The sequence below is a fragment of the Kitasatospora albolonga genome, assembly GCA_002082585.1.
Classification (GTDB): domain Bacteria; phylum Actinomycetota; class Actinomycetes; order Streptomycetales; family Streptomycetaceae; genus Streptomyces; species Streptomyces stephensoniae.
Genome location: CP020563.1, coordinates 4,748,934 through 4,771,369, shown reverse-complemented (window position 1 = coordinate 4,771,369; position 22,436 = coordinate 4,748,934). Strand labels below are relative to the sequence as shown.

23 protein-coding genes are annotated in these 22,436 nt (G+C 71.6%); 12 read left to right on the top strand and 11 right to left on the bottom strand.

Annotated features, from left to right (window positions below):
- The first annotated feature begins 129 nt into the window (after nt 1–129).
- Nucleotides 130–1,119, top strand: coding sequence for an AraC family transcriptional regulator (locus B7C62_20950; GenBank protein ARF74426.1), 990 nt, complete (start codon nt 130–132; stop codon nt 1,117–1,119).
- 84 nt (nt 1,120–1,203) lie between these two features.
- On the opposite strand, the gene B7C62_20945 is transcribed toward B7C62_20950, so the two are convergent.
- The 3 genes from B7C62_20945 to B7C62_20935 form a co-directional block, all read right to left on the bottom strand.
- On the bottom strand, nt 1,204–2,253 hold the full coding sequence (locus B7C62_20945) for a Zn-dependent alcohol dehydrogenase (GenBank protein ARF74425.1): 1,050 nt from the start codon (nt 2,251–2,253) through the stop codon (nt 1,204–1,206).
- Nucleotides 2,250–3,395: an acyl-CoA dehydrogenase gene (locus B7C62_20940; GenBank protein ARF74424.1), complete on the bottom strand. Its 1,146-nt coding sequence runs from the start codon at nt 3,393–3,395 to the stop codon at nt 2,250–2,252. Before B7C62_20940 ends, B7C62_20945 begins: the two co-directional genes overlap by 4 nt.
- 188 nt (nt 3,396–3,583) lie before the next feature.
- Nucleotides 3,584–4,501 (bottom strand): short-chain dehydrogenase, encoded by a 918-nt coding sequence (locus B7C62_20935; protein ID ARF74423.1) that lies wholly within the window; start codon nt 4,499–4,501, stop codon nt 3,584–3,586.
- Between the two features lie 84 nt (nt 4,502–4,585).
- Between B7C62_20935 and B7C62_20930 the strand changes: the two genes are divergently transcribed.
- The gene (locus B7C62_20930) at nt 4,586–5,512 is read left to right on the top strand and encodes a cyclase (GenBank protein ID ARF74422.1); all 927 of its coding nucleotides are present in this window, start codon (nt 4,586–4,588) and stop codon (nt 5,510–5,512) included.
- A gap of 25 nt (nt 5,513–5,537) precedes the next feature.
- Here the strand turns inward: B7C62_20930 and B7C62_20925 are convergent, their stop codons facing one another.
- The 4 genes from B7C62_20925 to B7C62_20910 all read right to left on the bottom strand — a co-directional run bounded on the left by B7C62_20925 (nt 5,538) and on the right by B7C62_20910 (nt 9,923).
- On the bottom strand, nt 5,538–6,044 hold the full coding sequence (locus tag B7C62_20925; GenBank protein ARF74421.1) for a hypothetical protein: 507 nt from the start codon (nt 6,042–6,044) through the stop codon (nt 5,538–5,540).
- A gap of 437 nt (nt 6,045–6,481) precedes the next feature.
- A complete protein-coding gene (locus tag B7C62_20920) occupies nt 6,482–7,531 on the bottom strand; it encodes an acyl-CoA dehydrogenase (GenBank protein ID ARF74420.1) in 1,050 nt (349 codons plus the stop codon).
- Between the two features lie 6 nt (nt 7,532–7,537).
- A complete protein-coding gene (locus B7C62_20915) occupies nt 7,538–8,695 on the bottom strand; it encodes an acyl-CoA dehydrogenase (protein ID ARF74419.1) in 1,158 nt (385 codons plus the stop codon).
- Between the two features lie 10 nt (nt 8,696–8,705).
- Entirely contained in the window at nt 8,706–9,923 is a 1,218-nt protein-coding gene (locus B7C62_20910) for an amidohydrolase (GenBank protein ID ARF74418.1), read from the bottom strand.
- Between the two features lie 178 nt (nt 9,924–10,101).
- Between B7C62_20910 and B7C62_20905 the strand changes: the two genes are divergently transcribed.
- On the top strand, nt 10,102–11,673 hold the full coding sequence (locus B7C62_20905) for a cyclohexanecarboxylate-CoA ligase (protein ID ARF74417.1): 1,572 nt from the start codon (nt 10,102–10,104) through the stop codon (nt 11,671–11,673).
- 59 nt (nt 11,674–11,732) lie between these two features.
- Here B7C62_20905 and B7C62_20900 read toward each other — a convergent pair whose 3' ends face one another.
- Nucleotides 11,733–12,260 (bottom strand): calcium-binding protein, encoded by a 528-nt coding sequence (locus B7C62_20900; protein ARF74416.1) that lies wholly within the window; start codon nt 12,258–12,260, stop codon nt 11,733–11,735.
- Between the two features lie 227 nt (nt 12,261–12,487).
- Between B7C62_20900 and B7C62_20895 the strand changes: the two genes are divergently transcribed.
- The 6 genes from B7C62_20895 to B7C62_20870 are packed head-to-tail and all read left to right on the top strand — an operon-like array spanning nt 12,488 to nt 16,465.
- Nucleotides 12,488–12,886, top strand: a complete 399-nt coding sequence (locus B7C62_20895) for a WXG100 family type VII secretion target (GenBank protein ARF77298.1) — start codon at nt 12,488–12,490, stop codon at nt 12,884–12,886.
- 12 nt (nt 12,887–12,898) lie between these two features.
- Nucleotides 12,899–13,204 carry a WXG100 family type VII secretion target gene (locus B7C62_20890; protein ID ARF74415.1) on the top strand — a complete coding sequence of 102 codons (306 nt, stop codon included), beginning with the start codon at nt 12,899–12,901 and terminating at the stop codon, nt 13,202–13,204.
- Nucleotides 13,205–13,230: 26 nt separating this feature from the next.
- A complete protein-coding gene (locus B7C62_20885) occupies nt 13,231–14,883 on the top strand; it encodes a hypothetical protein (GenBank protein ARF74414.1) in 1,653 nt (550 codons plus the stop codon).
- Nucleotides 14,884–14,913: 30 nt separating this feature from the next.
- Nucleotides 14,914–15,471: a hypothetical protein gene (locus tag B7C62_20880; protein ARF74413.1), complete on the top strand. Its 558-nt coding sequence runs from the start codon at nt 14,914–14,916 to the stop codon at nt 15,469–15,471.
- Nucleotides 15,472–15,480: 9 nt separating this feature from the next.
- Nucleotides 15,481–15,780 carry a hypothetical protein gene (locus tag B7C62_20875; protein ID ARF74412.1) on the top strand — a complete coding sequence of 100 codons (300 nt, stop codon included), beginning with the start codon at nt 15,481–15,483 and terminating at the stop codon, nt 15,778–15,780.
- A gap of 10 nt (nt 15,781–15,790) precedes the next feature.
- Nucleotides 15,791–16,465: a hypothetical protein gene (locus B7C62_20870; protein ID ARF74411.1), complete on the top strand. Its 675-nt coding sequence runs from the start codon at nt 15,791–15,793 to the stop codon at nt 16,463–16,465.
- 50 nt (nt 16,466–16,515) lie between these two features.
- Here the strand turns inward: B7C62_20870 and B7C62_20865 are convergent, their stop codons facing one another.
- Nucleotides 16,516–16,890 (bottom strand): anti-anti-sigma factor, encoded by a 375-nt coding sequence (locus tag B7C62_20865; GenBank protein ID ARF74410.1) that lies wholly within the window; start codon nt 16,888–16,890, stop codon nt 16,516–16,518.
- A 387-nt stretch (nt 16,891–17,277) separates the two neighbouring features.
- On the opposite strand from B7C62_20865, the gene B7C62_20860 reads away from it, so the two are divergent.
- Both B7C62_20860 and B7C62_20855 read left to right on the top strand, forming a co-directional pair.
- Nucleotides 17,278–17,871 carry an RNA polymerase gene (locus B7C62_20860; GenBank protein ARF74409.1) on the top strand — a complete coding sequence of 198 codons (594 nt, stop codon included), beginning with the start codon at nt 17,278–17,280 and terminating at the stop codon, nt 17,869–17,871.
- Nucleotides 17,868–19,460 (top strand): immediate early protein, encoded by a 1,593-nt coding sequence (locus tag B7C62_20855; GenBank protein ARF74408.1) that lies wholly within the window; start codon nt 17,868–17,870, stop codon nt 19,458–19,460. The genes B7C62_20860 and B7C62_20855 overlap by 4 nt, the downstream gene beginning before the upstream one ends.
- A 16-nt stretch (nt 19,461–19,476) precedes the next feature.
- Here B7C62_20855 and B7C62_20850 read toward each other — a convergent pair whose 3' ends face one another.
- Nucleotides 19,477–20,376: a formyltetrahydrofolate deformylase gene (locus B7C62_20850; protein ID ARF74407.1), complete on the bottom strand. Its 900-nt coding sequence runs from the start codon at nt 20,374–20,376 to the stop codon at nt 19,477–19,479.
- A gap of 132 nt (nt 20,377–20,508) precedes the next feature.
- Nucleotides 20,509–20,955, bottom strand: a complete 447-nt coding sequence (locus tag B7C62_20845) for a hypothetical protein (protein ARF74406.1) — start codon at nt 20,953–20,955, stop codon at nt 20,509–20,511.
- A gap of 174 nt (nt 20,956–21,129) precedes the next feature.
- On the opposite strand from B7C62_20845, the gene B7C62_20840 reads away from it, so the two are divergent.
- Nucleotides 21,130–22,410, top strand: a complete 1,281-nt coding sequence (locus B7C62_20840) for a flagellar motor protein MotA (protein ID ARF74405.1) — start codon at nt 21,130–21,132, stop codon at nt 22,408–22,410.
- Nucleotides 22,411–22,436: the final 26 nt, after the last annotated feature.

Here is a 22,436-nt window from a genome sequence, read left to right as displayed (position 1 = left end):
GGGAATGGACGCGGTCTCTGTCGGCTTCTCTCTCACATCGCTACCCTGTACCAGCCCATGGTCTATACCAACCAGTGACTTCCCGGCGGACCCCCACGATCCCGTCGGCGCGTTCCGAGGAGGCCCGCCATGCCGCACCGCGTCGCCGTCCTGGCCCTGGACGGACTGCTCCCCTTCGAACTGGGCATCCCGGACCGGATCTTCGGCCGCTCCCTGGACCCCATACCGGGCAACCAGGGCGGGAAGCTGTACGAGGTCGTGACCTGCTCCGTCCGCCCGCCGGGGCCCGTCCGGACCGACTCCGACTTCTCGATCCTCGTGGAGCACGGCCCCGAGGCGCTCGCCACCGCCGACACCGTGGTCGTCCCCGCCTCCTACGAGCTGGGCCCGGTCTTCGACGAGGGCAGGCTCACCGAGGAGCTGACCGCCGCCTTCGCGCTCGTCCGGCCGGGCACCCGGATGGTCTCCATCTGCACCGGCAGTTACGTCCTGGCCGCCGCCGGATACCTGGACGGCCGCCCCGCCACCACGCACTGGTCGGCCGCCGACCACTTCCAGCGGACCTTCCCGCAGGTCCGCGTCGACCCGGGTGTGCTGTTCATCGACGACGGGGACGTCCTCACCTCCGCCGGGGTCGCCGCCGGGATCGACCTCTGCCTCCACCTCGTGCGGCGCGACCACGGGGCCGCCGTCGCCACCGAGATCGCCCGGCGCACGGTGGTCCCCCCGTACCGGGACGGCGGACAGGCCCAGTACATCCAGCGCCCCGTTCCCGAACCGCAGTTCGCGACGACCACCGCCGCCCGGGCCTGGGCGCTGGGGCGGCTGGAGAGGCCGATCCTGCTGCGGGACATGGCCCAGCAGGAGTCGATGAGCGTACGGACCTTCACCCGCCGCTTCCGGGAGGAGGTGGGCGTCAGCCCCGGCCAGTGGCTGACACAGCAGCGGGTGGAGCGGGCCCGGCATCTGCTGGAGTCCTCGGACCTCTCGATCGACCAGGTGGCCCGGGACGCCGGTTTCGGCACGGCGACCTCCCTGCGCCAGCACCTCCAGGCGGCGCTGGGGGTGCCGCCGACGGTGTACCGGCGTACGTTCCGGGCGTCGGCGGACACCTCCTGAGTCGGCACCTCCTGAGCGGACACCTCCTGAGCCGACGCCCCGAACCGGGGCCCCTCGGCCGAACTCCCCTTCGGGCAACGGTGGTCAGAAGACCAGGACACCCCGGGCCACCCGCCCGTGGTGCGCGTCCTCGGCGGCCTTGGCGAAGTCCTCCACCGGGTAGGTCTCGGTGACGAGTTCGTCCAGGAGGAGGCGGCCCTCCCGGTAGAGGTCCGCGTACAGGGCGATGTCCCGCTGCGGGCGCGAGGAGCCGTAACGGCAGCCGAGGATCGACTTGTCGAGGTACATCGAGGAGACGGTGAACGACGCCTCGGCGCCCGCCGCCGGGACGCCGAGCAGGACCGCCTGGCCGTGCCGGTCCAGCAGGTCGACCGCCTGCCGGATCAGCTCGGTGCGGCCGACGCACTCGAAGGCGTGGTCGGCCCCGTCGGGGAGGATGTCCCGTACGCCGTCGGCCGAGGTCAGGAAGTGCGTGGCGCCGAACTGCCGGGCCACCGCCTCTTTCGCCGGGTTGCTGTCGACGGCGACGACGGTGAGCGCGCCCGCGAGCCGCGCGCCCTGGAGCACGTTGAGGCCGACACCGCCGGTGCCGATGACCACGACGGTGTCGCCCCGGTCGACCTTCGCCCGGTTCAGTACGGCCCCGACACCGGTGAGGACCCCGCAGCCGATCAGGGCGGCGGAGGTGAGGGGCAGGTCGGCCGGGATCTTCACGGCCTGCACGGCCCGTACCAACGTACGTTCCGCGAAAGCCGAGTTGGAGGCGAACTGGAAGAGCTGCTCACCGCCCCGCGAGAACGGCCGCCCCGGCCGCCCGATCGCCTTCCGGCACATCGTGGGCCTGCCCCGGTCGCACTGGGCGCAGGTCCCGCAGTTGGCGAGGGTGGAGAGCGCCACATGATCACCCGGCCGTACGTGGCCGACGCCGGGGCCGACCGCCTCCACCACGCCCGCGCCCTCGTGGCCGAGCACGACGGGGACGGGGAAGGGGATCGTGCCGTCGACCACCGACAGGTCGCTGTGGCAGAGTCCGGCGGCGGCCACCGCCACCAGCACCTCGCCGGGGCCCGGTCCGCGTATCTCCAGGTCGTCGACGACCTCGGTCCGTGTGCCGTCGAAGACGACGCCTCTCATCTCGGCTCCCTCGGTAGGCCGAGCACCCGCTCGGCGATGATGTTCCGCTGGATCTCGTCGGAGCCGCCGTAGATGGTGTCGGCCCGGCTGAAGAGGAACAGGCGCTGCGCGTCGGAGAGTTGATACGGGTCCGTCGCCGACCAGGGCGCCGGGCCGACCGCCCCCGCCTCCCCCCTCACCCGCACGGCCAGCTCGCCGAGCCGCTGGTGCCAGCCGCCCCACAGCAGCTTCGCCACACTGGGGGCGCCCGGTTCGCCCGTGGCGCCGAGGGTGCGCAGGGCGTGCCGCCGCATGGTGACCAACTCGGCCCACTGACGTACGAGTTGGGCCCGGATGACCGGGTCGTCGGCGGCCCCGCTCGCCACGGCGGCGGCGACCACCTCCTCCAGCTCCCGGGCGAATCCGATCTGCTGGGCGAGGGTGGAAACCCCGCGCTCCAGGGCGAGCAGCCCCAGGGCGACCGCCCAGCCGTCGCCCTCCCCGCCGACCGCCTCGGCGGCCCGGGCCCCGTCGAAGAAGACCTCGTTGAACTCGCTGGTCCCCGTCATCTGGCGGATCGGCCGCACCTCGATCCTCCCCGGCTGGTCCATCTCGACCAGGAGGAAGGTCAGGCCCCGGTGCCGGGTGGAGCCGGGTTCGGTGCGGGCCAGCACGAAGCACCAGTCGGCGTCCTGGGCGAGCGAGGTCCAGATCTTCTGCCCGGTGACGGTGTAGGCCCCGGTCCCGTCCGGGGTGGCGGTGGTACGGATGCCCGCGAGGTCGGACCCGGCGCCGGGTTCGCTGTACCCCTGGCACCAGAGGGTCTCGCCCCGGGCGATGGGGGGCAGATGGCGGCGCCGCTGCTCCTCGGTGCCGTACGCGATGAGGGTGGGCGCGAGGAGGTTCTCCCCGATGTGGCCCATCCGGGGCGGCGCGGCGGAGCGGGCGTACTCCTCGGCCCAGACGACCTGGTGGGCGAGGGGGGCGGGGCGGTTGCCGTAGCCCGCGCCGCCGCCCTCCGGCCAGCCGATGCCGATCCATCCCGCCTGGCCCAACTCGCGTTCCCACGCGCGGGGGCTCACCGCGTCGGCGAGGTGGGTCGCCAGCCAGGTGCGGGCGTGCGTGCGAAAGGTGTGGTCGTTCTCGGTGACCCGGAAGTCCATACGTGCCTCCTGTCGTCCTGAGGGCTCCGCCCCCCAGATCCCCGGTCCTCAAACGCCGGACGGGCTTGGTTGTGCGGGCATCCGCTCCTCAATCGCCGGAGGGGCTTGAATTGGCTCGGCCGCCCGTCACATCCAGCCCCTCCGGCGTTCGAGGAGCGGGGGTTCGGGGGCGGAGCCCCCGAGGGCGGTCACCGGTTCGGCCGCGCCCCCGCCCGCGCCGCCTTCGCCATCTCCTCCACCCGCGCCAGCATCGGCATCGGGTCCACCCCCACCGTCCCCGGCAGGAACTCCGCGATCCGCTCCGGGGTCCAGGGCGCCCCCTCCGCGTACCCCGCCCGCAGCTCCCTCGGCTGGGCCCAGACCGCGATCTTGGGCCCGGCGACCGTGTACACCTGCCCGGTGATCCCCTCCGCCCGCGCCCGCTCGCTCAGCAGGTAGACCACCAGCGCCGCCACGTCCTCCGGCTCGCCGATCTCCGCGAGCTCCGTCGGCACCCCGGCCGACATCCGGGTCCGGGCGACGGGCGCGACCGCGTTGGCGGTCACGCCGTACCGGTGCAGGCCCAGCGCCGCGCTGCGGACCAGCGAGATGATCCCGCCCTTCGCCGCGCTGTAGTTGGCCTGGGACACGCTCCCCTGGTGGTTGCCGCTGGTGAAGCCGATCAGCGTGCCGCCGCCCTCCTGTTTCCGCATGACCGCCGACGCGGCCCGGAAGACCGTGAACGTGCCTTTCAGATGGGTGGCGAGGACCGGGTCCCACTCCTCCTCGGACATGTTGAAGAGCATCCGCTCCCGCAGGATTCCGGCCACGCACACGACCCCGTCGAGCCGCCCGTACTCTGTCAGGGCCGTATCCACGATCCGCTGCCCGCCCGCCATCGTGGAGATGTCGTCGGCCACCGCGACGGCCTGTCCGCCCGCCGCCTCGATCTCCTTGGTCACCGACCGGGCGATCTCGCTGGTGGGCTCGGACCCCTCCACCGAAACGCCGTAGTCGTTGACGACGACCCGCGCCCCCTCCGCCGCCGCGGCGAGCGCGACCGCCCGTCCGATGCCCCGGCCGGCCCCCGTGACGGCGACCACCTTGCCTGCCAAGAAGTTCCCCATGCCCGGCCCCTTCTCGCGGTTTCTGACGGACCGTTAGATTTTACGGGCAGCCGGATGCCCCGGCACAAGACCCAGGAGGCCCCCATGTCCCTGCCCGCCGAGTTCCACGAGATCGCGAAGCGCGTGAACAACTGGGGCCGGTGGGGGGAGGACGACGAGCGCGGGACGCTCAACCTGATCACCGACGCCGTCGTCCGGGAGGCCGTCGCCACCGTCCGCACCGGCCGCCGGATACCGCTCGCGCTCCCGCTCCGGCAGGGCGGGGTGCAGAGCGGGCTCATCCCGGGCCGGATCGACCCGCTGCACACCATGGTCCAGATCAACCAGGAGATGTTCGGGCCGGGGGCCGTCGCCACCAGCGACGACACCGTCACCATGGGACTCCAGGCCGCCACCCACTGGGACGCCCTGACCCATGTCTCGCACAGCGGGCGGATCTACAACGGCCGCCCGGCGGACACCATCACGGCGCACGCGGGCGCGCGGTTCTCGTCGATCGCCACCGTGGGGCACCTGGTGTCACGCGGGGTGCTGCTGGATGTCGCGCGCGCCCGGGGCGTGGACCGGCTGGCAGGCGGGCACGCCGTCACGCCGGAGGACCTGGACGCGGCGGAGGAGTTCGGGGGCGTACGCGTACGGGCCGGGGACATCGTCCTCGTACGGACCGGGCAGGTGCGGGTCGTCCTGGCCGGGGACCGGCACGCGTACGGCCATCCGTCACCCGGGCTGTCCGTGCGCACGCCCGAGTGGTTCCACGCCCGGGACGTGGCGGCGGTCGCCAACGACACCCTGACCTTCGAGGTCTTCCCGCCGGAGATCGAGGGCCTGTGGATGCCCGTGCACGCCCTCCACCTCGTCGAGATGGGCATGCTCCAGGGCCAGAACTGGGACCTGGAGGCGCTGTCCACAGCCTGTGCGGAGGAGGGGCGGTACGCGTTCCTGCTCACCGCCGCGCCGGAGCCGTTCGCCGGGGCCACCGGCTCCCCGGTCGCCCCGGTCGCGGTGCTGTAGATCCCGCGGAGCCCGGAAGGAGCTCTCAGGCCAGGCCCGGCGCGTTCGTGAAGACGCAGACGGGCGGCTCGCAGATCTCGCCGCCCTGCACCACGACCTTCGGCGGCGCCTCCTTGGCCACGGGGCCGCTCCGGTCCACCTCGCACCAGATCTGCTTCCCGGCGCCCTCCCGCTGCCAGCCCCAGCGGTCGGCGAGGCCGTCCACCAGCTCCAGGCCCCGGCCGCCCGTGTCCTCGCCCTGCGCGTGGCGCGGGCGGGGCGGGCAGTCGCTGGCGTCGGCGACCTCCACCCGGACCGTCCCGGCCGCGCCGGAGGCCCCGGACCCGCCGAACAGCATCCGGAGCACCGCCGGGCAGCCCGTATGGACGACCGCGTTGGTGACCAGCTCCGAGATCAGCAGGATGAGCGTCTCCGCGAGCGGCTCGTCATCCCCTATCCCCGATCCGACCAGGCGCGACCGCGCCCACCTACGGGCCCGTCCCACCTCTGCGGGATCGGGACCGACCTCCAGCTGAACCTGAAGCACCTGCACCGCTCACACCATCCGAACCGGCGGACACATCGCCTCGCGCCTCCTCAGGGTCACGGAACGTGATTCCCTTACGCGACAGCATGGTTGACGTACAGTCACCGCAACAAGCGCTTCGGGCATATTCCAGCGCGAAGGAGTACGCGTGGTGCATACTGTGCGACGCACGCTGCGGGGAGTCGAACAGGAGCGCGCAGAGACCGCGAGAATCGCTTCCCGGGCAGGCCCGGCACATCTCCGGCAAGAGCCCTCGCCCCGGACCGGAGCCGCCGCACAGGCCGCCCCCGGATCGCCCGGTTCCAGAACCACTCGCATCCCACGGAGCGTACCCGAGCCCGGCGCCGACTCCACCCGGTGACGAATCACGCAAAGGACACAACCCGGTATCGACGCCGACCGACTGCACTGAGTCACCCTCCGCCCCCTGCTTCGTCCGGCCGTCAACCATGTGCCGCTGAACCGCCGTACAGCGGGCGTACGGGGGTCAGACCGGCGGCCAGGAGCTCCTCCGCCTCCGCCGCCGTGAGCCACCGGGCCGCCCGGAGCCAGGCCCGTTTCAGGTGGAGGTGAACATCTGCCTCCCAGGTGAACCCCATACCGCCGTGGATCTGGAGGCAGTCCCGTGCGTTGCGTACGGCGGCCTCGTCGGCGAGCAGCTTGGCCGCCGCGATCTCCACCGGATCGCCGGTCAGCGCGGCGGCGTACAGGGCGGCACGGGCCGGCTCGGTGCGGGCGAGCATGTCGGCGCAGAGGTGTTTGACCGCCTGGAACGAACCGATGAGCGAACCGAACTGTTGGCGCGTACCGGCGTGTTGAACGGCCATGTCGGTGGTGCGCGCGGCGCTTCCGAGTTGTTCGGCAGCAGTGAGAAGCGCCCCTTCGCGGCGAAGTGCGCCGGGGTACGCCTCCGAGGTCCTCGCGAGCCCCTCCGCCTGATGCGCCTCCGCGCCCCCCGCAGGCCCCTCAGCGCGCCGGAACCCCTCCACCCGGTGCAGCGGAGTCAGCGGGTCCACCGACCGTACGGCCCTCGCCCCCGCCACGAAGTCCCGCAGCCCCTCCCCCGCCAGCACACCCCCCGCCACGAGACCCCGCAGCCCCTCCCCCGCCACCAGCACCGCGTCCGCGCCCTCCAGGTCCGCCACCGGCCGCCCGCCCCCCTCCGCGACCGTCACCACCGCCTCCCCCTCGGCGGCCCCCTTCACCACCCCCGCCGCCAGGTGCGTGGCCACCAGCGGGCCCGGCAGCAGCGCCCGGCCGGCCTCCTCGAAGAGCAGCACCGCCTCCGGCAGCCCGAGGCCCACCCCGCCCGCCTCCTCCGGCAGCCGCAGCGCGAAGAGTCCGGCCGCCCCCAGCTCCCGCCACAGCGAACGGTCCAGGCCCCCGCCCCGCTCCACCGCCGCCCGCATCCGGTCCCGGTCGAACACCGCCCCGAGCAGGTCGCGCATCCCGGACCGCAGGGCCCGCTGGTCGTCCGAGAGCTGGAAGTCCATGGCAGGTCAGCGCCCCTTCGGGAGGCCGAGGATGCGCTCGGCGACGATGTTCCGCTGGATCTGCGAGGTACCGGCGGCGATCGTGTACGCGAGGGAGGAGAGCCGGTCCAGGACCCATTCCCGGTCCAGGTCGAAGGCCCCTTCCGCGCCCAGCACCTCCGCCGCCGCCTCGTACAGCTCCTGCCGGGCGCCGGAGTAGCGCAGCTTGAAGACCGAGCCGCCGGTGCCCGGGACCCCGCCCGTGCGCTGCGACTCACCGACGTTCCACTGCGTGAGCCGCCACAGGGCCCGGAACTCGGCGTTCAGGCGGCCGAGGCGGCGGCGCAGTACGAGGTCGTCCCAGCGCCCGTTGCGCCGGGCCTCGGCGGCGAGTGCCTCCAGGGTGCGGCGGCAGGCGACGACCTCGCCGACGAAGGCCGTACCGCGTTCGAAGGAGAGGGTGACCATGGTGACCCGCCAGCCGTCGTTCTCGGCGCCGACCCGGTTCCGTACGGGCACCCGGACCTCGTCGAGGAACACCTCGGCGAACTCCGTCGACCCGGCCGGTGTCCGCAGCGGCCGGACCGTGATGCCGGGCGCGTCCATCGGCATCGCCAGCCAGCTGATCCCCCGGTGCTTCGGCGCCTCCGGGTCCGTCCGCACCAGCAGTTCGCACCAGTCGGCCACCTCCGCGTGCGAGGTCCAGATCTTCTGGCCGGTGACCACGTAGTCGTCGCTGTCGCGCACCGCCCGCGTGCGCAGGGCGGCCAGGTCGGAGCCCGCGTCCGGCTCGCTGAACCCCTGGCACCAGATCTCGTCCCCGCGCAGCACGGGCGGCAGCCAGCGGGCCCGCTGCGCGGCCGTCCCCTCGGCGGCGATGGTCGGGCCCGCGTGCAGCAGCCCGACGAAGTTGGCCCCGACATAGGGCGCCCCGGCCTTCTCCGTCTCCTCCAGGAAGATCAGGTGCTGGGTCGGGGTGGCGCCCCGCCCGCCCGCGTCCACCGGCCAGTGCAGACCCGCGTACCCGGCGTCGTACAGCATCCGCTGCCAGGTGGTGTCGTACGCCCGGCGCGCGGGCCAGTCGTCGGGCGAGGGCTTGGGGGGCAGCCCGGGGAGCACGGCGGCCAGCCACTCCCTCAGCCGCCCCCGGAACTCCTCCTCGGCCTCCGTGTACGCGAGATCCACGACCGGGCCCCTACGTGTCCAGGTCCAGGCCGAGCATCCGGATGGCGTTTCCGCGCATCAGTTTGTGGACGGTCTCCTCGTCCAGTCCCTTGACGTGGTCGAGCGCGACCTCCTTGGTGTGCGGGAAGGTCGAGTCCACGTGCGGGTAGTCGGTCTCGAAGGTGGCGTTGTCACGGCCGACGACGTCCAGCGAGGCGATGCCGTGCTTGTCGCGGAAGAAGCAGCAGAACATCTGGCGGTAGTAGTACGTGGACGGCGGCTCGGGGATCAGATCGCGCACCCCGCCCCACGCCCGGTGCTCCTCCCACACGTCGTCGGCGCGCTCCAGGGCGTACGGAATCCACCCCATCTGGCCCTCGCTGTACGCCAGTTTGAGCGTCGGGAACTTCACCAGCACCCCGCTGAAGAGGAAGTCCATCATCGAGGCCATCGCGTTGTTGAAGGAGAGCGACGCCTGTACGGCGGGGGGCGCGTCCGGGGACGCGGCGGGCATCTGGGAGCTGGAGCCGATGTGCATGTTGACGACGGTGCCGGTCTCCTGGCAGACCGCGAAGAAGGGGTCCCAGTAGCCGGTGTGGATGGAGGGCAGGCCGAGGTAGGTGGGGATCTCGGAGAAGGTGACCGCGCGGACGCCCCGGGCCGCGTTCCGCCTGACCTCCGCGACCGCGAGGCCGATGTCCCAGAGCGGGATGATGCAGAGCGGGATGAGGCGGCCCCCGCTGTCGCCGCACCACTCCTCCACCATCCAGTCGTTGTACGCGCGCACGCAGGCGAGGGCGACCTCCTTGTCGTGCGCCTCGGCGAAGGTCTGCCCGCAGAAGCGCGGGAAGGTGGGGAAGCAGAGGGACGCCTCGACATGGTTGAGGTCCATGTCCTTGAGGCGCTCGGCCGGGTCCCAGCAGCCGGGGCGCATCTCGGCCCGGGTGATGCCCTCCAGCGTCATGTCGTCGCGGTCGAAGCCGACGGCGGCGATGTTCCGCTTGTACGGGAACTTGAGGTCCTCGTAGATCCACCAGTCGGTCGGCGGGCCGTCCGGGTCCATCGTGATGACGTACTTCCCGCCCGTGTACGCCAGCTCCCCGATGCCCGCCGTCAGCGGCTGGGGCCCGCGCTCGCGGTACTTCGCGGGCAGCCAGGTGGAGAAGAGGTGCGCGGGTTCGATCACATGGTCGTCGACGCTGACGATCCGGGGCAGTTCCGACTCCGTCGTGGTGCCGTCATCCGTCATGGCGTGTGCCGTCCCCTCCGGCGCACCTGTCGGCTCTTTCACCGGCCCCAGGTGCTTTCTGATGGTCCGTCAGATGCGCTTGCGGCACTCAGGCTAGCCCCGCACCCCTGGACCGACAAGGCGCGGAGCCCTACGCTCTCCGCACTATCTGACTGGCCGTCAGTTCGGAGGGACCCCTGTGACCGCCGTGAACGACGTGACCGCGACCGCGCACGCGCTGAGTTCCTCCCGCACCTTCTGGGAGCTGATCGAGGCCCGCGCCGCCCTCACCCCCGACCGCCCGGTCCTGCTCCAGGAGGACCGCTCCCTGACCTTCGGGCAGCTGCGGGACCGGGCCGAACGGGTCGCCGCCGGGCTGTACGGAATGGGGGTGCGGGCGGGCAGCGTGGTCGCCTGGCAGCTGCCGACCCGGCTGGAGACGGCCCTGCTCTCCTTCGCCCTGACCCGGCTCGGGGCCGTACAGAGCCCGGTCATCCCGTTCTACCGGGACCGCGAAGTGCGGTTCGCGCTACGGGAGTCGGGGGCCGCGTTCTTCGCCGTACCGGGGGTGTGGCGCGGCTTCGACCACACGGCGATGGCGGAGCGGATCGCCTGCGAACTCCCGGACGCACCAAGGGACTTCGAGGCGTACGAAGACCTCCCCGACGGCGATCCGACGACGCTGCCACCCCCACCGGAGCCCTCGACCGGCACCGAGGTCCGCTGGATCTACTGGACCTCGGGCACCACCTCCGACCCCAAGGGCGTGCTGCACACGGACCGTTCGCTGATCGCGGGCGGGTCCTGCCTCGCCCACGCCCTGAAGCTCTCGGCGGACGACGTGGGCTCGATGGCGTTCCCGTACGCGCATGTCGCCGGGCCCGACTACACGGTGATGCTCCTGCTGTACGGGTTCCCGGCGGTGATGTTCGAGCAGTTCGCGCTGCCGGACGCGCTGGCGGAGTACCGGCGGCACGGGGTCACCGTGGCGGGCGGCTCGACGGCCTTCTACGCGATGTTCCTGGCCGAGCAGCGCAAGGCCCCGGACCGGCGCCTCATCCCCTCCCTCCGCCTCCTCGCGGGCGGCGGGGCGCCGAAGCCGCCGGAGGTGTACCACGCGGTGGTGCGGGAGATGGGGGTCCAGCTCACCCACGGGTACGGGATGACCGAGGTCCCGATGATCACCATGGGCGCCCCGGACGACACCCCGGAACACCTGGCCCTGACCGAGGGACGGCCGCCGGAGGGGATGGAGATCCGGATCACCGACGAGCAGGGGAAGCCGCTCCCGTACGGCGTGGAGGGCGAGGTACGGCTGCGCGGGGAGGCGGTCTGCCGGGGCTATCTGGACCCCGCCGCCTCGGCCGCCGCCTTCGACGCGGACGGGTTCCTGATCACCGGGGACCTGGGCCGGCTCCGGGAGAGCGGACACCTCACGCTCACCGGGCGGCTGAAGGACATCATCATCCGCAAGGGCGAGAACATCTCCGCCAAGGAGATCGAGGACCTGCTCCACACCCACCCGGCCGTGGCGGACGCGGCGGTGATCGGGCTCCCGGACGCCGAGCGCGGCGAACGCGTCTGCGCGGTGGTCGAGCGGACACCGGGCGCACCCACGCCGACCCTGGCCGGGCTGGCGGCCCATCTGCGGGCCGCGGGGCTCTCGGTCCACAAGGTGCCCGAGCAACTGGAGGTGCTCGACGCCCTGCCCCGCAACGAGACACTGCGCAAGGTGCTCAAGTACCAGCTGCGGGAGCGGTTCGGCGGGTGAGGAGCGCGTACGTCAGGTACGGGAGCGGCGCGCCGCTCCCGTACGTCCCGCGCCCGGAACTACTGCGCGTCCGGCTCGATCACCGTGAAGTACACGGCGAGCGCGGACACCACATCGCTCTCGGCGATCAGCCCGTCCCGGTCCGTGTCCAGGCTCTGGGCCGCGATACCCGCAATCCCGGCACCGGCCCCGAGGACTCTCAGCGCCCGCTCCACGGAGGCCACCGACGCCCGGCCACCTTGGTTCTCGCTGTCCGCGACCGCGATCGCCGCCCGCAGGAAGGGACGGGCGATCTCCGCGAACCGCTCGGGACTGTCCCGCAGCCGCTTCACCGCCCCGCCCACGAACTCCTCACGGGTGACCCGCTGGTCCCCGTCCACATCGGCGATCCCCGCCATGCCCTGCCAGAACGCCTCGGCCCCGGTGTAGAGCGCCTGGCCCTTGTCGCAGCGGGCCGTCGTACCGAACTCGGTGAGCAGACGGGCGGCTGCGGCGTTGAAGTCGGCGCGATCGATGTAGCCGTTGCCGTCCTGGTCGAAGGCGGCGAAACGGTGCGCGATCTTTCGCTCGTACTCTGCGCTGTCCATGCGGGGAGCGTACGTCGCCGGAGGCGCTCACGTGTCACCGCGGAGCTGTTCCTGTGTGACAACCTCGCATCGGCACGGCGGCGGAGCGGCGGGAACCGCCGGAGAATGACGAGAACGCACTCCCTCACGATAAGTTGATCACCCAGTGACCGACTGTTCCGGTTTGTTAAAGTGCGCAAGCAGAGCATCTTTGATCAGTTGAGCGGTGACTGGGCATGGGGGCGGGCGTGTCGGCAGAACCCGGGCTGCGGGTGAGCAACAGGAGCTTGACGAAGCTCGCCGATGATCTCGACGAGATGCAGCGATACCTCGACAGACAGGTCCAGCGCATGGACACGGTCGTCGACGCCATCGAAGCCCGTTGGCGGGGCCCCGCGGCGAAGGCTTACCGGAAGCAGCACCGTGCGGCGGCCAAGGAAGCCGTACGCATCCGTGAGCTCATGAAGCTGCTCGAGGCCGCTGTCCGGATGAGCCGGGACGGGTTCACCGAGCAGGAGCTCGACACGCTGGCGGCCTTCCGCAAAATCCAGGTGGCCGTGGATGTGGACAAGGAGGCCGACAAGCTGTCGACTCCGAACACCGCGAGACCGCCCGCGCCGCCCACCAGCCACCTGAACGAGTTCTGACGAGGACATCGCATGGCAGACAGCGACTACAGCATCGCGGTGGATTTCGCCGCGCTGCGCCTGCTCTCCGGCCAGTTGGAGACGATCCTCAAGGAGCTCAACGAGAACGTCGACACCATGCACGACCGCGTGGAGAAGGTCGTCCTCACCTGGGAGGGGGAGGCGCGCGAGGCGTTCATCGACAAGCTCGACGAGTGGGACAGAGCCGCTCGCGGGCTCCAGGAGACACAGGCGTGGCTCCACGGCGTGGTCACCAACGGGCAGACCAACTACGTGGCGGCCCATGCCGCGGTGCTCCGGGGATGGGGCGCGGGCTGATGAGCATGCCCCCTCCCCCGCCTCCCGTGAAGAGCGGCGGGGACATCGACGTGACCCCGATGGCCCTCCACACGCTCGCGGGCTACGTGGCGCACCTCCAGGACGGGCTGAACAGGGGGGCCAACCAGCTCCTGGGCGAGCTCGGCCGGTACCCGGACTGCGGGGGGTACGGGACTGCCGCATGGGAGTTCAGCACCGCCTACAAGAAGGTGGGCGACCGCTTCATCGAGGTGTGGGCCAGGTCGGTGGCGAGCGTCGGAGGCGCCGCGGTCGGCTTCGCCGTGACGGCGAACAACTACGCGACCGCCGACGCCGCCACGGACCCCTCCGGCGCCCCTGCCCGGACGCAGCCGCCGCCGGTCGTGATCGACAAGCCGCCGGACTACGGGCCCGTGACGGACCTCAAGTGGGCGGACATCGACCAGAGCCAGGACATGTTCCAGCTGGCGCTGGAAGCGTTGGAGGCCGGTGTCCTGGCGATCATCCGCCCTCTCCTGGAGGACGCCTACCGCATGGGCAAGGCGGCTGAGATCATGCCGCTGCCCGACTACCTGGGCCTGGACAACATGTCCGTGGCCTGGGTCTCCGCGAGCATGGTCGTCACCACCACGGACGGCAACCTCAGCAGTGCCGTGCACAACCACACCGACCGCTCGAACGGTGAGTGGGCGGCGGCGATGCGGCAGTTCTGCAGCGCTGTCTGGGGGACGAGCGCGTGGGGCAAGAGCCGCGAGGGCTACCAGTGGAAACACGACTCCGCGCAGCCGGGACAGGCCGGCAGCCACCCCGTCATGGACGTGATGGTCAGGACCTGCGACGTCATGAGCGACGCTCTGGGCGCGTGGGCCATCGCCGCGAAGGACGTCCGGGACGATATCCGCAAGCTCTACTACGAAGCCGTCATGAAGGCCCTGCCGCACATCGACACCAGTGACGGCCTGGGCATGAAGGATCTCAAGAGCATCGGCAGAGGACTCCTCACCATAGGGAAGGGTTTCGCGGAGGGTTTCGCCCTCGAGGTGGACGAGGCGGCGATGAACGCGGCGGTCGAGGCGTACAACAACCGCGTGCGCCGTCAGGTCGACGAGCTCAACAAACTCCACGCAGCCCTGGACGAGGCGTATACCAGCGCCCCCACGTTCCAGGCGGAGTCGGCACGCGCGGAGTCCTTCGGCGCCCGCGCGCTGACCGATTTCAAGGACGATCCGCTCTACACCGTGGCGGGCGACGACGAAAGCAACCACAAATACCCGCTCGATCTCGCGAATCAGGAAGGTATGGCCGGGGCCCATGTGGTGGACAAGCACGTGGGCAAGACGGATGAGCAGCTGGAACAGCGGCTGAGGGATCAGCAGATCGTCCGGCCTTCCGGAATTCGCCCCGAAGCCGTCTCGACGTTCAACACCCTCGCGGACGCGCAGCGATACACTCAGGCGGCTCTGGACGAACCGTCCAATCAGAGGAAGATCGACCGTTGGCTCGCGGGCAACCCCGGGCCCAATTCGTCGCGCTCGCTCCTCCTGACGACGAACGACCCCGTAGGAAGATCGTGGGACCGGGGTGACAGCGCCGCGCGTGACGTGACCAATGTGTGGGTCGTTCTGCGGCCCAACCCCGGAAGCACACCTCCGTTCGTCGTTCTCACATCGATGCCCACCGACAAGACCCAGCACCCGTAGTACGCACTTGTGGAGACCGAGGTACGGAACATGACGCGGATCGACGAGGCTTCGTGGACCCGTTCCCTGCGCGCCCTCTTCGGGGAAGGGATGTTCGCGGCCGTGGGCGCGCGGCGACACGACGACTGGCGGCGCGACGCCCTCGACGTCATGCGGCTGGCGACGGCGGAGCCACGCGGTTGGCCGCGGCAGGTGTCCGCTCCTGGCGGCGCCCCGTACGCCCCAGGTCCGAACGGCCCGTTCGGCGCCGTCACGCCGAACGATTTCACCGGCGTGTTCCCGGTGTCCCGAAGGGGGGCCGAGCAGATCGTGGTCACCCTCCAGGGCGAATGGTTCCAGACGGACGAGATCCCGGATTTCCCCGCCCGGGAAGCTGAATTGATGTCTCATGCGCGCGGGGTCCTGGACCGGTTCGGAGAAGATTCCCTGTTCTTCACCAATGCGGTGTCGGCACGGAATGATCCGCACGCCGACATGTTCCGCCGGGAGGGAACGTACGAAGGATTCACCGAGCACGTCATGGATTGCGGTGTCATCGCTCTCTCCGCCACGGAAGTCGGTGTCTTCTGGGGCTTCACCATCGATTGAGGATTATTCGTGCGTACCCGTTCCGCCACCTATCCCGACCACGCGACCGCGCAGTGGTGTACGCAACAGGTCGTCACGCGCAATGAGCAGGCCGTACACCGCTGGCTGGCCCAGGGCACGCGCCCGAGGCTCACCATCGAGGCCGCCTGGCCGTCCCGGGAAGAACCCGTCGGCCGTGTGCTGCTGCAGGCGATGATGTTCGCCGGACGTGAGCCCGTGGACGTGCGGGCCGCACGGGTGACACTGAGACGCGAGGCTTCGAGCCCGCACGGTTTCGTTGTGCACGCCACTTACCCGATCTACCTGTGAAGGTGCCGCAGTGTCCATGAAGCCGCTGGAGTTCGACCGCCGGTACGGCGAACTCGACGTCGTCGTCGCAGCCTTCGCCGGACAGGACGCCGAGAGCCCGGAGACGGACACCGTGCCACCCGCCCTCCAGGCGTACCTCCGGCACACCTGGCACACCAGGCCGTGGGCCCTCTCCGTGGCCGAACAGCAACTGCGTGAGTACGCACGGAACCCGCCGGGCCGCCTCCGGCTGCGGCTCGGTGAGTTCTACGCGGTGCCCGACCTCGGACTCCCCGAGTCTCGGACGCAGAGCTGGCTGTCCGAGATGGCCGACCACATCAAGCACAGCATCGAGTCCGGAGAGGTACCGCCCCCGGCCACGCCGCAGACCCACTGGGAGTGGCACGCCCGCTTCGGAGAGCTGGGGCAGTTCCTCGGCGGTTGGTTCTCGCAGGACATGCCCGACGAGTTCGCGGACCACGACGCCGCGATCCGCGACTACCGAGCGGGGGCCGACCCTCACCTGACCGCGCGGTTGGTCGGCGAGATCAACGAACTGCTGGCGCTGGGGCTGGAGGACGACGACTACGTCGTCGCCGTGAGCGAACTGGGCATGGAGGTCGAGCCCCCGGCCCCGTTCACCGCGGAGAGCTGGCTCCGGGCGGTGGCGGACCAGCTCGCGGCGGGCAGACCGGAGTACGGCTGACAGCCGGGAGAGGCACCGCCTGTCCCGGCCCGGCGGCCGGCCGGTGGAGGTCAGGCGCTCAGCGGCCTGCACTCCTCGTCGGTGGCCGACAGCGTGTCCGGGTAGACGTCGAAGAGCCGGCGCACGCCCAGCGCTCCCAGCACCTTGTTGACGTGCGAGCCGTCCTCCGCGCCCCGGGCCGGGAGGATCAGCCGCAGTCGGCCGCCGCAGGACTTCATCAGGCGGCGCGAGGCGATCAGTACGCCCACCCCGCTGGAATCGCAGAAGAAGACGTCGGACAGGTCGAGCACCACGTCGTGCTGCCCCTCCGCCACCGCGTCGTGGACGGACTGACGCACGACGGGTGAGCTCACGAGATCGAGTTCACCGCGTATGCGCAGCACGGTCCAGTCGCCCTGCTCGGTCTCGTCCACCTTCAGCGCCACGCGACTGGACCTCTCGTTCCGGGGCTTCCGGCAATCCGGAAGTTTCCGTTCCTCCTCGCGGCTGCCCAACCGCGCATCCATGAAACACCGACCCACCCTCCCGGGCCCAGGGGGTTTCCGGTGGAAATGATCACTTCGGCCGGTTTCCCCTGCTCAGGGCCGCCGGGGCGGCGAGAGTGGCCGAAATGAATTGCCGGGCCCCGGCCGCCCTCACCGTCGTCCTCACCGCCGCCCCACCCTCGTCCTTACACCGGACAGTTGCGGCAAAGGCAGGTGCGCGGACCGCGCGGCGGACTACATTCGGACAACGAGGGCAGAGGCTGGATCACGATCCATCACGGAGCCGGGGCACCGGTGCCGGGGCTGGGGCTTGGGGCTGGGGGTTTCATGGCGAAGGACGCACCGCCCCGCTGGGACCGCAGGATGCAGCAGAGGCTGGCCCGCGGCGAGGCGGCGGCGCTCGGTGAGCTGTACGACCGGTTCGCCTCGCTGGTCCACAGCCAGGCGTACCGGATGCTCGACGACGAGGACGCCGCCGACCTGGTGACCCGCGAGGTCTTCGCCCAGGTCTGGGAGAACCCGGAGGCGTACGACCCGAAGCAGGGCTCGATGCGGTCCTGGGTGGCCCGGCTCACCCACGACCGGTCCGTACGGCGGCTGCGGCGGGCCGTCGCCGTGTCCTACGCGGCGGAGCACGGCGAGGGTGCCGTGCCGGACCCGGAGGAGCTGGAGCGCCGGGTGCGCAGCGCCACGGCGGCGGCCCGCGCCGACTACATCGTCTCCTCGATGCCCGCCTCCCTGCGGCGGGCGCTGGAGCTGGCGTACACCCAGCGCCGGGACTACCGGCAGACCGCGGCCGACCTCGGGGTCACCGAGGACGAGGCCCGCCGCCGGCTCCGGCTGGGGCTCCAGCTCCTGTCCACCGCGGGACCCCGCTCGCCCCAGGGGTCCCCACCGCCCGGTTACGGGCACACCCCATGAGCAGCGACGGACGCGAGGGCGGCCGGCGCGACGACGAGGTGCGGGGCGCCCGCCGCATACCGGGCCCGCGCGGCGCGGTGGACGACCTCGACCTGGAGTCGGTGGAGCGGCCCGTGCTGCCACCGCCGGGAGAGCCCGCACCGGACGAAGCCGTACCGGAGCAGGGGGTTCCTGGTGGGGTCCCTGAGGGGGTTCCTGACGGGGTCGTACGGGGAGTGGATGCGGGTGCGGTGGACGAGGGCGGGCCGGAGGGCGCGGAGACCGGGCCCAGGCCCGGGGACGGCGTACCGGACAGCGCCGAGACCGGGCCTGCGGACGCCCCGCTCGGCGCTGCCGAGCCCGGGGACGCACCCGCACCGCTCGATGCCAACGAGCCCGGAGACGCCACCGCCCCGCTCGACGTCACCGGTCCCGCCGACCCCGTACCGCCGCCCCACGCCATGACCAGCGAGCCCGCCGTCGCCCCGGAGCTCTCCCATCGGGTGCTCAAGGCTCTCCTCGGTGCCTGGGCGCTCTCCGCCTGTTCGGCCGGGGAGACCGCCGCCGTGGAGGATCACCTCACCGTGTGCGCGCCCTGTGCGGACGAGGCGCTGCGGCTGCGGGACGCGGTGGGGCTGCTGCACACCGACGGTTCGCTGGACCTCGACCCGGGGCTGCGGAGCCGGGTGCTGGACGGCTGTCTCGGGCGCCGCCCGGCCCGTATCCCGGTACCGGAGTGGGCCGCTCCGTACGACGCCGAGACCGCCCGGCTGGACGCGCTGCTCCGGGACATCGGGGACGCCGACTGGCACGCGCCCGTGCAGCTGCGGTGGTTCGAGGAGGAGCGCGCGGTCAGCCGCAGGTCCACGGTGGCCGGGGTGATCGGCCATCTGATGGCCGTCGACGGGCTGGTCTCCGCCGCGCTCGGCCTGGACGACCCGCTCGACGGGGCCGGGGCGGCCGGTGGTGGCGCCGGGGTGCCGCTCTCGCCGACCCGGCGCACCGAGACGTACTGGGCCGCCACGCACCCGCCCGCCACCCGGGCCGTCCGTGAGCCCTGGCGGGACCTGACCCACGAGTTGATCCGTACGGCATCGCTGGCCGGACGGCACGCCGGGGAGCGCTCCGTCTCGTACGGGGAGTTCGCCCTGCCGCTCCAGGACGCGCTGCTGGACCGGGCCTTCGAGTGCTGGGTGCACGGCACGGACATCGCGGAGGCGGTGGCCTACCCGTACGATCCGCCGTCCGCCGCCCATCTGCACCGGATGATCGACCTGGCCGCCCGGCTGCTCCCGGCCACCCTCGCGGCCCGCCGCCGGGCCGGTCTCGCCGCACCCGCGAAGGACCTGGTGGGAGCGGGAGAGCCGGGCCGCTCGGTCCATCTGGAGGTGGAGGGGCACGGCGGCGGTGACTGGTACATCCCGCTCGACTCCCCGGCCGCCGTCGGCTCGCGCGAGCGGGCGGTGGCGCAGGTGGCCCTGGACGGGGTGGAGTTCTGCCAGCTGGTCGCGGGCCACATCTCGCCGGTGGAAGCGGCGGCGGGCCAGGAGGGCGACCGCGAGGCCATCCGCGACATCCTGTTCGCGTCGGCCTCGCTCAGCCGTCTGTAGTGCCCTCGTACGAGCTCTAGTTGAAGATCACCGTACGGCGGCCGTTGAGCAGGATGCGCCGCTCCGCGTGCCACTTCACCGCACGCGCCAGCGCCTGGCACTCCACGTCCCGGCCGATCGCGACGAGCTGGTCCGGGGTGACGTCGTGGCCGACGCGCTCGACCTCCTGCTCGATGATCGGGCCCTCGTCGAGGTCGGCGGTGACGTAGTGCGCGGTGGCGCCGATCAGCTTCACGCCCCGGGCGTGCGCCTGGTGGTAGGGCTTGGCGCCCTTGAAGCTCGGCAGGAACGAGTGGTGGATGTTGATGATCCGGCCGCTCAGCTGCTTGCAGAGGTCGTCCGAGAGGACCTGCATGTAACGGGCGAGGACGACCAGCTCGACGTTCTCCTCGCGGACCAGCTCCAGCAGCTGCGCCTCGGCCTCGGGCTTGTTGTCCTTGGTCACCGGGAGGTGCCGGAAGGGGATGCCGTACGAGGCGGTGAGCTCGGCGAAGTCGGTGTGGTTGGAGACGACGGCCGCGATCTCGACGGGCAGCGCCCCCGTACGGGAACGGAACAGCAGGTCGTTGAGGCAGTGGCCGAACTTGCTGACCATCAGCACGACCCGCATCCGCTCCGCCGACCGGTGGATCTGCCAGTCCATCCGGAAAGCCTCACCGATGGCGGCGAAGCTGGCGCGCAGCTTGTCCACGGTCACCGTGGACTCCGCCGAGAAGTGGACGCGCATGAAAAAGAGACCGGTGTCGTGGTCCCCGAACTGCTGACTGTCCTCGATGTTGCAGCCGGTCATGAAGAGATAGCTGGAGACGGCGTGCACGATGCCCTGTTTGTCGGGGCAGGAGAGCGTGAGGACGTACTGCTCGGGAAGGTCGGTGTCCGAGGCGGCCAGGGCGGCGGCGGGCTGCGGTGCGGTCATCCCCGTAGGGTGCCACAGCGGCCGGATGCCGGGCGGTCCCTGCTCAGCATGCGGCCCGGGTCGTCGCACGGCCCCGGATCACCGCGCGGCCCGGGTCGTCAGGCGGCCCTGCTCACGCTGCGGCCCCGGTCGTCACGCGGCCCTGGTCATGATCCGGATGACGTCCAGGGAGCGCGGCGGGACGTCCGGGTCCTCGGCGTCGTTGGTGGCGAGCATCACATGCGCCTCGCGGGCCGCCCGGACCGCCTCCGGCCAGCCGTGGTGCTCCAGATAGGCGGAGACGGGGGCGTCCGCGCCGACCTGGTGCATGATCCGCAGGACGCGCAGCGCGGCGGTGTCGACGGCGGCGGCCTCGGCGGAGTCCCTGAATATGGTGCCGACGTACTTCTCGGCGGACCAGTTGTCGAGCCAGGTGTCCTCGACCAGGCGGTACACGGCGTCGGTGACGTCCCCGTACCCCTCCCGGCCGGCGAGCCAGTACTCGTGGTGGAAGACGGGGTCGGAGAGCATGTGCAGCGCCGAGCGCACGTTGGTGCGCCAGCGCCACCACGGCATGTCAGTGAGCGGCATGACGCCCATGGTGGAGGAGCGACGGCCGTGACGGGAAGACTTCTCCGAACCTTGCTGCACGGTCGTCGATCGTACGTTCCCCTCCTGCGGGCCCGCGCACACCCCCGTAATTCACCTTTACGTCACCGAGCGTTGAAGACGGCACAGCGTGGAGTTACCCCGGGGGCGCGAGCCTTGCTGTCCATGACCGGACGGAGACGTACCGCCTTCCCCCGCCCCTTCCCTTCCCTGATCGGTACGGCGGCGGCCGGTGCGCTGCTGCTGTCCGGCTGTGGCGTGCTCCCCGGCGGATCGGGGGGTTCCGGGGAGCCCGTCACCGTGATGACCTGGGCCCCCGACCGGGTGGACGACGCCGACGCGGTGAGCATGCCGGGCGTCCCCGCGATGGCCCGGACCTACGCCCGCTGGATCAACGAGCAGGGCGGCATCGACGGACGCGAGCTCAAGGTGATCACCTGCGACGAGCGCGACTCGGCGGCGGGCGCCGAGCGGTGCGCCCGGGAGGCCGTCGACCGCAAGGTGGCCGCCGTCGTCGGCTCGTACAGCAGGCACGGGCAGAGCTCGATGCCGGTGCTGGAGTCCGGCGGTGTCCCGTACATCGGCGGTTACGGCGCCTCCGACGAGGAGTTCCGCAGCTACCTCTCGTACCCGGTCAACGGGGGCCAGTCGGCGCTTCTGGCGGGCCACGGACGGCAGCTGGCGCGCGGCTGCGAGCAGGTCTCGCTGGTACGGCCCGACTCGATCGGCGGCGCCCGGATGCCGCAGCTCCTCAACACCGGGCTGCTGGCCGCCCAGCGGCCCGAGTCCACCGACATCCTGGCCCCGGAGCACGCCACCTCCTACGACGAGCAGGCGGCGAAGGCCCTGGAGCCGCGCGCGGGCGGCAACTGCGTCACGGCGGTGCTCGGCGCCCGTACGGAGACCTTCTTCGACTCCTTCCGCCGACTGGAGCCGGAGGGCGAGCGGGTGCGGATCTCCTCCGTGCTCGGCAGCGTCAGCCAGCCGCTCATCGACCGCACGGGCGGCCGCAAGAGCCCCTTCGAGGGGGCCTACATCACCGGCTGGTACCCGGACGCGGGTGACGCGCGCTGGAACGAGATGCGCGAGGTGATCCGGAAGCACGCCTTCGGGGACACCCGTATCGACCCGGACGACACGGGTGTGCAGACGACATGGATCGCGTACACGGCGCTGCGGGCGGTCGTCCGGGCGATCGGGGACGACACGGTGACCCCGAACAAGGTGGCCTCCGCGCTCAACCGGGGCACCGAGGTCGACACCGGCGGGCTGACCCCGGTGCTCCGCTGGCGCTTCAAGGACCTGCTCGGCACCTCGCCCTACCCGCGCATCGTCAACGCGGAGGTGACGTTCCAGGTGGTCCGTGAGGGGCGGCTCATCGCCCAGAAGAAGGGGTTCGTGGACGTCGCGGAGGCCCTGTCGGACGCCCGGCGGACACCGGGCTGATCCCCTCCCCCTCGCCCCGGCCGGGC

Coding starts and splice junctions, on each gene's coding strand:
- B7C62_20950 (ARF74426.1), top strand. CDS start 130: ATGCCGCACCGCGTCGCCGTCCTGGCCCTGGACGGACTGCTCCCCTTC.
- B7C62_20945 (ARF74425.1), bottom strand. CDS start 2,253: ATGAGAGGCGTCGTCTTCGACGGCACACGGACCGAGGTCGTCGACGAC.
- B7C62_20940 (ARF74424.1), bottom strand. CDS start 3,395: ATGGACTTCCGGGTCACCGAGAACGACCACACCTTTCGCACGCACGCC.
- B7C62_20935 (ARF74423.1), bottom strand. CDS start 4,501: ATGGGGAACTTCTTGGCAGGCAAGGTGGTCGCCGTCACGGGGGCCGGC.
- B7C62_20930 (ARF74422.1), top strand. CDS start 4,586: ATGTCCCTGCCCGCCGAGTTCCACGAGATCGCGAAGCGCGTGAACAAC.
- B7C62_20920 (ARF74420.1), bottom strand. CDS start 7,531: ATGGACTTCCAGCTCTCGGACGACCAGCGGGCCCTGCGGTCCGGGATG.
- B7C62_20910 (ARF74418.1), bottom strand. CDS start 9,923: ATGACGGATGACGGCACCACGACGGAGTCGGAACTGCCCCGGATCGTC.
- B7C62_20900 (ARF74416.1), bottom strand. CDS start 12,260: ATGGACAGCGCAGAGTACGAGCGAAAGATCGCGCACCGTTTCGCCGCC.
- B7C62_20890 (ARF74415.1), top strand. CDS start 12,899: ATGGCAGACAGCGACTACAGCATCGCGGTGGATTTCGCCGCGCTGCGC.
- B7C62_20880 (ARF74413.1), top strand. CDS start 14,914: ATGACGCGGATCGACGAGGCTTCGTGGACCCGTTCCCTGCGCGCCCTC.
- B7C62_20860 (ARF74409.1), top strand. CDS start 17,278: ATGGCGAAGGACGCACCGCCCCGCTGGGACCGCAGGATGCAGCAGAGG.
- B7C62_20855 (ARF74408.1), top strand. CDS start 17,868: ATGAGCAGCGACGGACGCGAGGGCGGCCGGCGCGACGACGAGGTGCGG.
- B7C62_20850 (ARF74407.1), bottom strand. CDS start 20,376: ATGACCGCACCGCAGCCCGCCGCCGCCCTGGCCGCCTCGGACACCGAC.
- B7C62_20845 (ARF74406.1), bottom strand. CDS start 20,955: ATGGGCGTCATGCCGCTCACTGACATGCCGTGGTGGCGCTGGCGCACC.
- B7C62_20840 (ARF74405.1), top strand. CDS start 21,130: ATGACCGGACGGAGACGTACCGCCTTCCCCCGCCCCTTCCCTTCCCTG.